This is a genomic window from Chryseobacterium sp. CP-77, assembly GCF_036362765.1.
GTDB classification, from domain to species: Bacteria; Bacteroidota; Bacteroidia; order Flavobacteriales; family Weeksellaceae; genus Chryseobacterium; species Chryseobacterium cupriresistens.
This window is the reverse complement of the sequence record NZ_CP143637.1, coordinates 504,376-517,511: the sequence shown is the minus strand read 5'-3', so window position 1 is coordinate 517,511 and position 13,136 is coordinate 504,376. Positions and strand designations below refer to the sequence as shown.

Here is a 13,136-nt window from a genome sequence, read left to right as displayed (position 1 = left end):
GCCATCCTTACGGACGGCTTTGATACTATTGTGAAGATTCAATTATTTTACTTTTACAAGCTCAACATCGAAAACCAACCATGAGTTTGGCGGGATCACCCCTCCTGCTCCTCTTTCTCCGTAAGCCATTGCTGGCGGGATCAATAATGTAGCAGTTTCACCTTCTTTTAATAACAGGATACCTTCATCCCATCCTTTGATTACTCTTCCCATTCCGATTGGAATTTCGATAGGCTCATTTCTCTTGAATGAAGAATCAAATTCAGTTCCGTCTACCAGTTTACCTGCATAGTGTACAGATACATTGTCACCAGCTTTTGGGGCTTTACCGTCAGCAGTTTTTGTAATTTTATAGTAAAGACCAGATTCTGTTTTTTGCATACCAGCTTTCAGGTTTTCAACCAATTTCTCCTGGTTAGCTTTGAATTCTTCTTCTCTTTTTTTCTTTTCAGCTTCTTCTTTAGCAATGAAAGCTTTATTGTTTTCTGCGATTTTAGCTTTTCCTTCATTGAAAGTTTTAGCTGCATCATAGTGCTTGTACTCATCACCTTTGCTGAAAACAGAAACTTTTTCTAAAACGATATCTGTTTTAGGTTTGTCCTGAGCTCCTTTTTCAACGTTAGCAATCGCATCAATTACCTCATTTCCTTTTACCACTTTTCCGAAGATCGTGTGTCTTCCGTCTAACCAAGGTGTAGCCACTTCAGTGATGAAGAACTGAGAACCGTTGGTGTTTGGTCCAGAGTTAGCCATAGAAAGAATCCCTTTCCCTGTGTGTTTAAGGTCGTTTCTTTCGTCTTCGAATTTATACCCAGGATCTCCCATTCCTGTTCCCTGAGGATCTCCTCCCTGGATCATGAAATCTTTGATTACTCTGTGGAAAATAGTTCCGTCATAGTAAGGAACTCCTTTAGCCTTAGCTTTGTTATCGATTTTCCCTTCTGCAAGACCGATAAAGTTGGCTACAGTTACTGGTGCTTTCTTGTCTTCAAATTTTACAATTAAGTTACCTTTTGTAGTTTGAAGATTGGCATAAAGTCCGTCATTAAGACCTTCGTAAGTTTCTTTGTCTACGTTCATTTTTTTATAAATTGGGGTACAACTCATCAGCGAAATACTTGCCGCTGCCAGAATTATATTCTTGTTAAACAATTTCATGTATTTATAAAGCTTTTAATTTTATGATTAATGGAATGTCGTTGTCTATTTTCTTTTCGTCTCCGTAAGTTCCGTAGGCCAAAGAAGACGGTACCAAAAGTGTTACTTCCTCTCCATCATGTATAAAACGCAAAGCGTTCTCCACTGCTCTCAGTTCATCAAAGTGTCCGAATCTGGCATCTCTTCTTTCAAAAGGCTGATCGTAGATTTTCGTCTGATCAAAATCATACAGATCATAAGAATAGGAAATGGTTGTTTCATCTTTCCTTCTTTCTCTTTGATCATAGCCTTCTACCGTTACCCAATAATTAAGCTGCGTTGGATAATATTTTACAGACTGGCCACTGATCCAGTCCTGAATCTGGCCACGTTCTATACCATTTAAATTTTTCATCCTGTTTTTAGAAACATCCAGATCTTTCTGGCTCAATACCCCGCCTACAGGGGGATGTACCGTCTGTGTATTTCTGTTGCAGCTCAACAGGCTTATGGCTGATATGAAGAGTATTTTTTTCATAAACTTTTGCGAAAATACACATTTCGCGAATCAATTACAAAACTTGACACAGAAATATGTGAATGTTGTAACGCATTGATCCCAGCCAAAAAGTCTTCGTGCATTTTACGTGAATACACAGGTACGAAAAAGCCGGGAAAAACCCGGCTCTCATATCATTATATCAATAGTATTATACTGTTTCCAATACGTGATCTACCATCACTCTCCATCCAAACGGATCTTCAGACAAATTGGTTTGTAAGTCTACCAGATCTTTCTTAAGGATAGCCGCATAGCTTTCTTCATCAGATAATCTCGGAAGCGCAAGTTTTTCTCCCTGATATCCTAAAGCCTGGAATTGAGTGGTTACTACTGCTGTACCTACACCCCATACTTCTTTAAGTTCACCGTTCTTTAAAGCTTCGATTACAGTTTTTACCGCAATCGGTTCAATTTTCACTTCGATACCTCTTTTCTTCGCTAACTGAATGAAGCTGTCTCTCGTTACTCCGTCAAGGATTTTCTCAGATGTTGGCGGCGTATAGATCGTATCGTTGATTCTAACAAACACATTCATTGTACCACTCTCTTCGAAATATTCGTGTGTAGCATCATCCGTCCAGATGATTTGCTCATACCCTTCTTCAATAGCCAACTGTGTTGGATAAAAAGAAGCCGCATAGTTACCTGCAGCCTTTGCAGAACCTACCCCTCCGTTTGCAGCTCTTGAATAATGATCAGAGATTTTTACAGATACCGGTTCTGAGTAATAACTCTGTGCCGGTGTTGCAACGATGGCAAACATATATTTATTAGCAACTCTTGCTTTCAAAGCTTCCTCTGTAGCAAAAATCAAAGGTCTGATATAAAGCGACATTCCTTCCCCCTGTGGAATCCACTCTCTGTCAATATCTACCAAAGCTTTCAATCCGTCTAAAAACATTTCTTCCGTCACTTCCGGCATAGCAAGACGTTTCGCTGACTTGTTGATACGTTCAAAATTCTTTTCAGGCCTGAAAAGGAAAACCTGCCCGTCTTTGTCTTTATAGGCTTTCATACCTTCAAAACAAGCTTGTCCGTAGTTTACTCCCATCATGGCAGGCGTAAATGGAATCGGACCGTAAGGAACTAATTTTACATCACCCCATTTTCCGTTTTCATACTCACAAATGATCATATGATCGATGAAAGTACTACCAAATGAAAAATTGTTAGGGTCAAATGTAGAAATTCTGGAGTTTTCAGTTTTTTGAATTATCATTTTTTAAAATTTTTACGATGTTCTACAAATTTAACATAATTTTCTAAATATAAAAATTTTAGAGTAAATTTGACAAAAAATTAGCTTGAAAAGAGAGATTAAGACCACAAACGACGGAAGTAAAACATTGTTTATCAATGATTTAAATGAAAACTACCATTCTCATCACGGAGCCTTACAGGAAGCCGAACACGTGTTTATCAAAAATGGACTAAATTTAATAAATGATTGCGAAATTAATATTTTAGAACTCGGTTTTGGAACAGGTTTGAATGTTTTGGTAACAATTAATGAATATTTAAAAACTGACAAAAATCATGTCATCAATTATTTTTCGCTCGAAAAATACCCCATAAATGAATCCGAAGTTAAGGATTTGGCTTACTTTGAACTTTTTGATAACCCAGAGTTTAAAAATATTTATCAGAAAATTCATCTGGCAGATTGGGAAAAGTCAGTAGAAATTATTAGTGGATTCAATTTAAAAAAGATAGAATGTGATTTTTTCGACCTGAAAGACATTGATCTGCCAAAAATCAACCTCGTCTATTTCGACTGTTTTGGAGCCAGAGTACAGCCAGACCTTTGGGAAAAGCCATTGTTTGAACTCGTAGCTGACAAAATGGCCATTAACGGATTATTAACCACCTACTCTTCTAAAGGCAGCGTAAGAAGAATTCTTCAGGAACTGAATTTCAAGGTGGAGAAAAAACAAGGACCTCCGGGAAAAAGAGAGATGATTAATGCAATTAAGTTGTAGAAGGAAGCCAGAAGATGGAAGCTGGATGTTTACTGCCGGGAGCTTAATTAATTTTGATTTTTTATTTTAAAATAATAATCAATATAATATGATTCAATATTATTAGATGGTATTAAACTTCCAGCTTCACGCTTCCAACTTCCGGCTTTTCCAACAAAATTCCTTACATTAGCTATACAAAATATTATACATTATATATATGATAGACAAGATCAACATTAGAGTGTATGCCTGTGCGGTAAAAGATAAACAAGTTCTGACCTTATTTGAAGAATATGCCGGCGAACCTTTAATGAAATTTCCGGGCGGCGGATTGGAATACGGTGAAGGAGTTCTTGAATGTCTGCACCGCGAGTTTGATGAAGAATTGAATGTAAAAATCAATGTGCTGGAACATTTCTATACTCAGGAAAATTTTCTGGTATCGCGTTTCAGAGAAAACGAACAGCTTCTTACCATATATTATATAGTAGATATCGTTAACGAGGAAGACTTTATTATTCTGGACCCCTGTATCGAAAAAACAGAATGGATTGATATCGACAGACCGGACAATCCTTTTCCTCTTCCCATAGATAAAATTGTATTTGATAAATTAAAAGAAAAATTCCTGTAAGCATTCTTACAGGAATTTTTATTATTTCTTTACTTTAAAATCATTAGCTCCGGGATAAGGCTGCAGATAACCAGAGTTCCAGTTGGACTGCAGTAAGGACTCTATGAATTCATCACTTCTGTTGGTATGGGGATCATAGCGTTCTTTCAGATCAATATCAGCCATTTTTCCTTTTACATTCCACCAGAAGGCACTCCATCCGCCTCTTAATTCTTTGATAATCTCAAATACATTTTTTCCGGTTGCCCTGTTCATCAGTTTTGCAAAAACCTGTCCTTCTGTAGTTGTAAGATCTCTCAATTGCTTTTCATATTGGTCAGCCAGTATATTCTGCCTTTCTCTTACAAACTTTCTTTTGGCTTTGCTGTCCAGATCATTCATATCTTTCTGGATATCTCTGTACTGCTGCAATGCAGTCACAAACAACGGATACACCCTGTACAGCTTTTTATTCAGAAAATAATAGTAATTCTTATCCAGCTGATTATTAAATCTCGGTTTATTCACTAAAACCAACTCATCCAATACAACTACAGGCTCCCCATTGATTTCATACACCTTAATCTTCTGCTGTTCGTCATAATAATACTTATTGCCAAATTCATCCACTTTCAGAGATTCAGGCGGATACTGATTGAGTGGTTTTGCCACTATACCATCTTTCTGACCAAAAACACTGACTCCAAAAAAGAAAATAAAAAGGCAGATAATCTTACTAAAATTCATTATTTTTACACTTATAAGAAGAAAAATTAAACGCAAAAATCATTCCTTTTTATGAAATTTGAAAAGAAATCTTTGAAATTTTTAGAGAAATATTTAAACACATCATCTCCAACAGGTTACGAACATAAAGGGCAGGAAGTCTGGATGGATTACATCAGACCTTACGTAGATAAAATTGAAGTAGACCATTATGGAACCTGCTATGGAATCATCAATCCGGAAGCTGAATTTAAAGTAGTGATTGAAGCACACGCTGATGAGATATCATGGTACGTCAATTATATTACGGATGACGGATTAATCTATGTCATCAGAAACGGAGGCTCCGATCAGACGATTGCTCCTTCAAAAGTTGTTCATATCCATGGTGAAAACGGAATTGTAAAAGGAGTATTCGGATGGCCGGCGATTCATACCAGAACCAATCAGAATGAGCCTACTCCTAAAATTGAAAATATTTTTATCGATTGTGGTGCTACTTCTAAAAAAGAGGTGGAAGAAATGGGAATCTTTGTAGGATGTATGATCACCTACCCGGATGAATTCTTTGAAATGAATGACAGATATTTTGTCTGCAGAGCTCTGGACAACAGAATCGGCGGCTTCATGATTGCTGAAGTGGCCAGGCTGTTAAAAGAAAATAAGAAATCAATCCCATTCGGACTTTATATTACCAATTCTGTACAGGAAGAAGTAGGTTTATATGGAGCAGACATGATTGCTGACACCATCAAACCGAATATTGCCATTGTAACAGATGTTACCCACGACACAACCACTCCGATGATTGAAAAGAAAAAAGAAGGAGATCAGAAATGTGGTGCCGGGCCAGTAGTATTCTTCGCTCCAAGCGTTCATCATACTATCAGAGAACTGATTATTGATACTGCAAAAACCAAAAAAATTCCTTTCCAGAGAGCTGCCGCCAGCAGAGCTACCGGAACTGATACAGATGCCTTCGCCCATTCCAACGGCGGAGTACCAAGTGCTTTAATTTCCTTACCTTTGCGTTATATGCATACTACGGTAGAAATGGTATCTAAAGAAGATGTAGGTAATGTCATCAAACTTATCTATGAAACGGTTCTTAAGATCAAGCCAGAAATGAAACTGAAGTATCATTAATTGAGATTTCAGATATGAGACAGCAGATATCAGACTCTAATAAATACACCTACTTCTGCTCTTTAAAGATCTGAAATCTGAGATCTAGCATCTTATATCTAAATAAAAAGTATAAAAAGTAAAAATGAAAACGAAGCTTATTGCTCCATCCCTTTTATCAGCAGACTTTGGGAATCTGCAAAGAGACATTGAAATGCTGAACAATTCTCAGGCCGACTGGTTCCACATCGATGTCATGGACGGAAGATTTGTTCCTAACATTTCTTTTGGTTTTCCGGTGATGAAAACTGTTCAGCAGCATGCTAAAAAATTCGTAGATGTTCACCTGATGATCGTGGAACCTGAAAAATATGTTGATGAATTCATCAACCATGGTGCTGATCTTGTTTCTGTACATTATGAAGCATGTACCCATCTTCACAGAACTATTCATCATATTCAAAGCAAGGGAGCAAAGGCAGGTGTTGTTTTAAATCCTTCTACTCCGGTATTGATGCTTGAAGATATTATTGCTGATGTGGATCTTGTATTGCTGATGAGTGTAAATCCGGGATTCGGAGGACAGAAGTTCATTGAAAATACTTACAAAAAGATTGCAGAAACCAAGGACCTGATCTTAAGTAACAACTCAACTGCACTTATCGAGGTAGACGGAGGAGTAAATCTTGACAACGCTTCCAAATTATTTGAAGCAGGTGCCGATGTTCTTGTTGCTGGAAATGCTGTTTTCTCAGCGGAAAGTCCGGAAAGAACAATCGAGCTTTTAAAAATCTAAAAGAAGCATCTTCATGATAAAACAAAAGGCAGCCAATGGCTGCCTTTTCTCTTGTTTGGAAATTTAAGTCGTCTTGGTTATAATCTTTTTTTCAACTTATTTGAAAATGTTTAAAACTATCTTGCTAACAACACAAAGATCTGAATAAAACCAGACGTACACATCGGTAGAAATACGTAATTTAATAGTAGGTATTTTCACTTAGTCCCTTACAATTCTTTATTCCAGACACAGGCGCAAACTACAAAAAGGATGGAAATCACGGAAAAAACAGTTCTTATATTATTGAGAAAATTCCATCTGTTTTCAAAATTTTCCCGCATCTGCCTGATCACTTCTGTCGTGGAACTGGAGATATCAAACTTATCCAAAGTATCATTCATAGGAACATTTCCAACGACCGTTACCCCAAAAACTCCAATCAGATAAGCCAGTGTAGCAAGAAGAAGAAAAATAAAAACAGGTTGCTGTCCGCGGAGCAAAAATGTAGATAAGGGAAGAAAAACCAGCGTTCCCATAAAACTCATAAAGAATACAGGGTTCAGAATTTCCTTGTTGATATTCTGCATAGCTTTGAGGTATTCCGTGTCAGAAAGTTTTCCCAGACCGAGCACAACTGAGCATGAATACGCATAGAAAAGTCCTCCTATCAAAGCAGTGAGGACAGCGGTAATGATCAATACTAATGTTGTCATTTTCATATATTTTGATTTTGGTTATCAGAGAATAGAATTAATAAGGATTCCATTTTTTAATGATATTCTGTGCTGTAAGAATCATTTCAGCGTCCCAGTGTTGTGTTTTAAAATACTGAAAGTCCGCATCTTGAATAGCCTTCACATCTGCGTTATCATAAAGAAGCCTTGTGAGTTTCGACTGTTCTTCATACAAAAGAAGGTCTTCCAAAGGTTTTTCGGAAAGTTTCACTTCCTTTTTACACCAACGTTTTTTTTCTTTGAATTTCAGGTCTGAAGTTTCAATTATTGTTCTGACTTTATTAAAATCATCCAGAAAATCATTTCTTTCTTCTTCGGTTTTCAAGGTATTTCCCAATTTTTCAATAATAATGTATTCCAGATTTGGACACTGGGTAAGAACCAAGGGTAAAACAGAGAGAATTTCTTCAGGAATAACATCATCATGAGTATCTCTCCTCACCTGCTTCTTTCCATACGCACTCTCCTGCCAGCTGCCGCCTGAAAGATGAATCTCTTTTATTTTATCAAGTGGATACTGGTTTATTATTTCCTGAAGACCAACTTCAAAATTACAGGACTGGCAGTAAATATTATGCAGATCGAGGATCAGAAAACCATCAGTATCTTCTATCAGTTTGTCAAGGAAAACCCCTTGCTCTTTCACATCATCAATGGAAAATGAGAATGCCAGATTTTCTACACCTACAGGAATATTAACAGCTTCCTGAAGTCTGTATAACCTGTCTTTCCCAATCTGTAGGGTTTCCGGCCCCAGAGACACCGGCAACGGAACTCCCTGATGAAAATTTTCAGTATTCATGAAGCCAAAATGTTCCGTAATATGATTGTATTTCCGCAGGCTGACCTCTTGTTTAAGTTTTTTCAGCCATTCTTCCTGCCTTGCTGTCCATCTTGCATCAAATAAAGAATAATATACTCCATGCGCTATTAAACGGTTATTTTCTGCGTAGAAATTCAACAGATCCCGAAGCCAATCCGGCTCATTGGTGTGATAAAGCGTATCAAAAGACCATTCCATCACTTCTATGGAATTATCCTGCAACAATGGCAAAACAGCAGAAAGAAAATCTGCTTCCGCCATCATTGACACTCCTAACATGGGCTTTCTCATCTTCTATCCCATTCCGCAGGCCGGACAACCATATTCGCGGAGTACAAGGGTATCTTTTTTAACTATCGGCTTAGGGGTTCCCGGTTTTTTCTTTTCAACGGTGTCCGCGGAAGTGGCTTTCTTTATTTTTTTGACAGGCTTTTTTGCTTTAGTTTCTGGTTTAGTAGTCTGCGCAGAGACACTTACCGCTAGTAAACTTGCCATTAATATTGCTGGAATTTTCATAATTTCTTTTTCAGATAATTTTACAATAAACGTTCCATTTATAAAAATACAATAATAAGAAACGTTTTGACAACAATTATCATTAAATATCACAAACTATTCTATACTATAATGTTTTCTTTATCTATATTTAATGTTAAAATAAAACTATATATGAAAAGCAGTCTGATTAAAGCTGTCTTCCTTGGATTGATACTATCTGCACATAGTATCGATGCACAGGTTCAGGCAGTTGACAACAGCAAAAAAATGGAATGGTTTAAAAATGCCAAACTGGGAATTTTTATTCATTGGGGAATCTATTCGGTTAATGGAATCTCGGAATCATGGTCATTCTTCAATAATTATATCAATCACGAAAACTACATGAAACAGCTGAATGGTTTTTCAGCTTCAAAATACCAGCCCGAGCAATGGGTAAACCTCATTAAGGAATCCGGAGCAAAATATGCGGTGATTACCACAAAACATCATGATGGAGTTTCACTATGGAATTCGGGAGCAGAAAAAGCAACAACTATCCCTCAAAATTCTTTGGCTAAAAAAGATGTGCTAACTCCTTTTGTTTCTGCGATGAAAAAGTCTGGATTAAAAACTGGACTTTATTTCTCTTTGCCGGATTGGAGCCATCCGTACTATGACATCAATACCCGGACAAAAAAACGCTATGAACTTAAAAATGATCCAAAGCGCTGGCAGAATTTTATCAGCTATTATCAGGGTCAGCTTAATGAGTTATCTGCCCAATATTCTCCCGACCTCCTTTGGTTTGATGGAGATTGGGAACACACTTCCGAAGAATGGAAAGCTTCTCAAACCCTGGATTTACTCAGGAAATACAATTCCAATATCATTATTAACTCAAGACTCAATAATCATGGAGATTACGACACTCCCGAGCAGGGCATTCCGGTAGTTCCGCCTCAAAATCAATATTGGGAGCTTTGTTATACCATGAATGATTCCTGGGGGTATCAGCCTTTTGACAAAAGTTATAAGACACCCAATATGATTGTAAGGACTTTGGCAGACGTGATCAGCATGGGAGGAAATCTTTTGCTTGATATCGGTCCGAAATCAGATGGCACCATTCCGGAAGAGCAAATTGAAATTCTGAAAAACCTGGGCAGATGGACATCCAAAAATGAACATGCCATCTATGAAACAACACGCGGAATTTCTTTTGACAACTATAAAGGAAAATCAGCGTTTTCAACCTCGAAAAAATCTTTGTTTCTTTATCTTGAAGAAGCTAAAAAACTTACAAAAATCTATGGACTGGCTACAAAACCCCTTTCTGTAAAAATCATTGAAGATCCATCTGCTGTTGTTACAATGGATTATAATGCTGAAAACACACTGAATTTGAATTTCTCCAAAGTAAAATTTGACAAGGATGTCACTGTGGCAGAACTTACTTTTGACACTCCTCCTGCATTTTTGAACGATTTTAAGAAGGAAAAACATTCTCTTTCCGAAATACTGGAAAGCAAAAATACCCAGGAAGCCGTCTATGATATCGCCAATGCTTTAAACTATGATCAGAATTTAGTTACCCATGAAGGCCTTACTCAAGATGGCCTTGACATGAAAATAAAAAAAACGTCTAAAACAAATCCGGAAACCATAGAATGGATAAGCAAGCATGCCGAAGCTTTATTTGAAACAGGAAAAGGCCTTCCGGCGGGTCACTACCCAGGAATGAGTGCTTTATCAAAAGACAAACAGACTCTATATCTTTTTGTGGAAGGAGTTCCTACGGGACCTATTGCTCTGAAAGGGATAAAAAACGAAATTGCCAGAATAAGAGTTGTGGGTGAAGGCACTATTCTTCCTCATACGATTTATAATAAACTGTACTGGAGTGACAGACCGGGAATTATTTATATTGATATCCCTAAAGAAAGACTGGATCAACAACTGACGGTGATCGCGGTTTTGCTTAATAAACCTGTTGAGCTATACAGAGAAAAAGTGGGAGCCATTGAAAATAATCTTTAAAGATCCCTGTAAAAACAAAATCCGGAGAAAATTCTCCGGATTTTTTATTTTGTAAGATGATTTTCTTAGAAAATCTCTCTTCCTGAAAAATGGAATTGAGCTTCGATTAATGCATTCTCGTCAGAATCTGAACCGTGAACAGCATTTTCTCCGATGCTTCTTGCAAACATTTTTCTGATTGTACCTTCTGCAGCTTCTGCAGGGTTAGTAGAACCGATTAATGTTCTGAAGTCTTCAACTGCATTGTCTTTTTCTAAAACTGCTGCAACGATAGGACCAGAGCTCATGAATTCTACCAATTCTCCATAAAATGGTCTCTCAGCATGTACTTCATAGAATTTTTTTGCATCAGCAACTGTAAGCTGAGTTAATTTTAAAGCTTTGATCTTAAAACCTCCTTCAGCAATCTTACCCAATATAGCACCGATATGTCCGTCAGCAACTGCATCAGGCTTAATCATAGTGAATGTAATGTTAGACATAAATGTATATTTTTTTAATGGCGCAAAATTACAAAAAATATCTTTGATTTTTATTTTATTTTTTTTTAACATAAAAATAACTTTTATTAAGAAATTATAAGATAAACTTTGGCACAGTAATTGTTTATTCTATTGCGATTCTCATGTTTAATTTGAGTTTTCATGGTTATTAGTTTTTACCCAGCTTCGGCTGGGTTTTTTATTTGTAAAAAATGGCGGTATTTTTTATTAATTATATAATTTTTTAATGAATATCGGATTATATTTAATGATTTTATCCATTTTATTTCAATTGGTGAAATAATTTTATTTTTTGAAAATCCAATCTCATGGTGGTCAGAAATATGACAAAAGTGGAGTTATCTGCCAAAATTGTAAAGTTGAAAAGTAGAGTTATTTAAAAACGAACATTTTTTTCATTTAAAATTAAAAAAAATAATTACAAGAAATAAAATATCCAGAATACATTAAATTGATCTTTAAAAAAAAGAATAACAGTAAATATTATTCTTTAGCACTTTCGACAAAATAGTTTAAAACAGAAAAAAGAGACCATCCAATGATAGTCTCTATATTATTTCTAACAAAATTTGTCCTGTTACATAAAGATTGTATGATTATTTCTGAGACGCTTCTTCTGCCTCGTCCATCAATTTAATGTAAGTAGCATAGCGCGAATGCTGAATTTCTCCTGTTTCAAGAGCATCGATAACAGCGCATTTAGGTTCATTGATGTGAAGGCAGTTGTGAAATTTACATTCTTCTCTCTTTTTGAAAATTTCAGGAAAGTAATGCTGTACTTCTTCTTTTTCAATATCAATCATTGCAAATTCACGAACCCCGGGAGTATCGATAACGTTTCCTCCAAAATCCCAGAAATGCATCTGGGCAAAAGTTGTTGTGTGTTTTCCTTTCAGATGGGTATCTGAAATTTCAGAAGTTTTTAAATTCAATCCCGGCTGTAAAGCATTCACTAAGGTAGATTTTCCACAACCTGAGTGGCCAAAGAATACAGAAGTTTTATCTTTCAGAATTTCCTGAAGCTGGTCAAGATTTAATTTTGAATAGGAAGAAATTTCCAGGGTATCATACCCTATGTCCTGATATAGGAATTCAATATCTTTTACAATTTCAATTTCCTCTTCGTGTAAAACATCGATTTTATTAAAAAGAATCAGCGGGGTAATATTATAGGCTTCACAGCATGCCAGGAACCTGTCCAGAAAACCTAATGACGTTTCAGGATGTTTCAGGGTAAAGATAAAGCATGCCAAATCAATATTGGAAGCAATAATATGAGCTTCTTTGGAAAGATTTACGGATTTTCTGATCAGATAATTAGAGCGGGGTTCAATTTTCGTGATCCAGGCAATATCATCCTGTTCCAGTTGAAACTCAACAAAATCTCCTACAGCAAGTGGATTGGTAAGTCTGGTTTTTATTAATTTGAATTTCCCCCTGATTCTGGCCTCGAAAATTTTATGTGTTTCCAATTCCAAAACCTGGTACCAACTGCCTGTAGATTTAATGATTTTTCCTTTCATAGATAATGCTGGTGCAAATATACGCAATTAGGGCTTAGCATTCAGAAAATAGGGTCAAAAACACAATGTTTCAATCTCCTAAATACTGATGGCTAAGCCCTGATTTATTTTTTTTACTGAATATCTAGTAAAAA

General features: G+C 36.4%; 14 protein-coding genes. 5 read left to right on the top strand and 9 right to left on the bottom strand.

Going from position 1 to position 13,136, the window contains the following annotated elements:
• Positions 1-42: 42 nt before the first annotated feature.
• The 3 genes from V0410_RS02230 to V0410_RS02220 all read right to left on the bottom strand — a co-directional run bounded on the left by V0410_RS02230 (position 43) and on the right by V0410_RS02220 (position 2,918).
• A complete protein-coding gene (locus tag V0410_RS02230) occupies positions 43-1,080 on the bottom strand; it encodes a peptidylprolyl isomerase (RefSeq protein ID WP_228406592.1) in 1,038 nt (345 codons plus the stop codon).
• An 82-nt stretch (positions 1,081-1,162) separates the two neighbouring features.
• A complete protein-coding gene (locus V0410_RS02225) occupies positions 1,163-1,675 on the bottom strand; it encodes an FKBP-type peptidyl-prolyl cis-trans isomerase (RefSeq protein WP_227941437.1) in 513 nt (170 codons plus the stop codon).
• A gap of 172 nt (positions 1,676-1,847) precedes the next feature.
• The gene (locus tag V0410_RS02220) at positions 1,848-2,918 is read right to left on the bottom strand and encodes a branched-chain amino acid aminotransferase (protein ID WP_277694593.1); all 1,071 of its coding nucleotides are present in this window, start codon (positions 2,916-2,918) and stop codon (positions 1,848-1,850) included.
• Between the two features lie 85 nt (positions 2,919-3,003).
• On the opposite strand from V0410_RS02220, the gene mnmD reads away from it, so the two are divergent.
• A complete protein-coding gene (gene mnmD / locus V0410_RS02215; protein WP_062670352.1) occupies positions 3,004-3,678 on the top strand; it encodes a tRNA (5-methylaminomethyl-2-thiouridine)(34)-methyltransferase MnmD in 675 nt (224 codons plus the stop codon).
• A 199-nt stretch (positions 3,679-3,877) separates the two neighbouring features.
• Positions 3,878-4,294, top strand: coding sequence for an NUDIX domain-containing protein (locus V0410_RS02210; RefSeq protein WP_110011642.1), 417 nt, complete (start codon positions 3,878-3,880; stop codon positions 4,292-4,294).
• A gap of 21 nt (positions 4,295-4,315) precedes the next feature.
• On the opposite strand, the gene V0410_RS02205 is transcribed toward V0410_RS02210, so the two are convergent.
• Entirely contained in the window at positions 4,316-5,020 is a 705-nt protein-coding gene (locus V0410_RS02205) for a DUF4294 domain-containing protein (protein ID WP_110011641.1), read from the bottom strand.
• A 51-nt stretch (positions 5,021-5,071) separates the two neighbouring features.
• Here V0410_RS02205 and chrP point away from each other — a divergent pair, with 51 nt between their 5' ends.
• Both chrP and rpe read left to right on the top strand, forming a co-directional pair.
• Positions 5,072-6,145 carry a chryseobasin maturation metalloprotease ChrP gene (gene chrP / locus V0410_RS02200; protein ID WP_062670358.1) on the top strand — a complete coding sequence of 358 codons (1,074 nt, stop codon included), beginning with the start codon at positions 5,072-5,074 and terminating at the stop codon, positions 6,143-6,145.
• Positions 6,146-6,269: 124 nt separating this feature from the next.
• Positions 6,270-6,920: a ribulose-phosphate 3-epimerase gene (gene rpe / locus V0410_RS02195; RefSeq protein WP_034698534.1), complete on the top strand. Its 651-nt coding sequence runs from the start codon at positions 6,270-6,272 to the stop codon at positions 6,918-6,920.
• A 209-nt stretch (positions 6,921-7,129) separates the two neighbouring features.
• Here the strand turns inward: rpe and chrI are convergent, their stop codons facing one another.
• From chrI to chrA, 3 genes are read right to left on the bottom strand one after another with little or no spacing between them, the layout of a single operon-like run.
• Positions 7,130-7,615: a chryseobasin maturation helper ChrI gene (gene chrI, locus V0410_RS02190; RefSeq protein ID WP_330746143.1), complete on the bottom strand. Its 486-nt coding sequence runs from the start codon at positions 7,613-7,615 to the stop codon at positions 7,130-7,132.
• Positions 7,616-7,652: 37 nt separating this feature from the next.
• Positions 7,653-8,750, bottom strand: coding sequence for an MNIO family chryseobactin maturase (gene chrH, locus V0410_RS02185; RefSeq protein ID WP_330746142.1), 1,098 nt, complete (start codon positions 8,748-8,750; stop codon positions 7,653-7,655).
• A gap of 3 nt (positions 8,751-8,753) precedes the next feature.
• Entirely contained in the window at positions 8,754-8,975 is a 222-nt protein-coding gene (chrA, locus tag V0410_RS02180) for an MNIO class RiPP chryseobasin precursor ChrA (RefSeq protein ID WP_442879166.1), read from the bottom strand.
• A 153-nt stretch (positions 8,976-9,128) separates the two neighbouring features.
• Between chrA and V0410_RS02175 the strand changes: the two genes are divergently transcribed.
• Positions 9,129-10,976, top strand: a complete 1,848-nt coding sequence (locus V0410_RS02175; protein WP_330746140.1) for an alpha-L-fucosidase — start codon at positions 9,129-9,131, stop codon at positions 10,974-10,976.
• 65 nt (positions 10,977-11,041) lie between these two features.
• Here the strand turns inward: V0410_RS02175 and V0410_RS02170 are convergent, their stop codons facing one another.
• Both V0410_RS02170 and rsgA read right to left on the bottom strand, forming a co-directional pair.
• Positions 11,042-11,458, bottom strand: coding sequence for a nucleoside-diphosphate kinase (locus V0410_RS02170; RefSeq protein ID WP_034722935.1), 417 nt, complete (start codon positions 11,456-11,458; stop codon positions 11,042-11,044).
• A 617-nt stretch (positions 11,459-12,075) separates the two neighbouring features.
• Positions 12,076-13,002 carry a ribosome small subunit-dependent GTPase A gene (rsgA, locus tag V0410_RS02165; protein ID WP_330746138.1) on the bottom strand — a complete coding sequence of 309 codons (927 nt, stop codon included), beginning with the start codon at positions 13,000-13,002 and terminating at the stop codon, positions 12,076-12,078.
• Between the last annotated feature and the right edge of the window lie 134 nt (positions 13,003-13,136).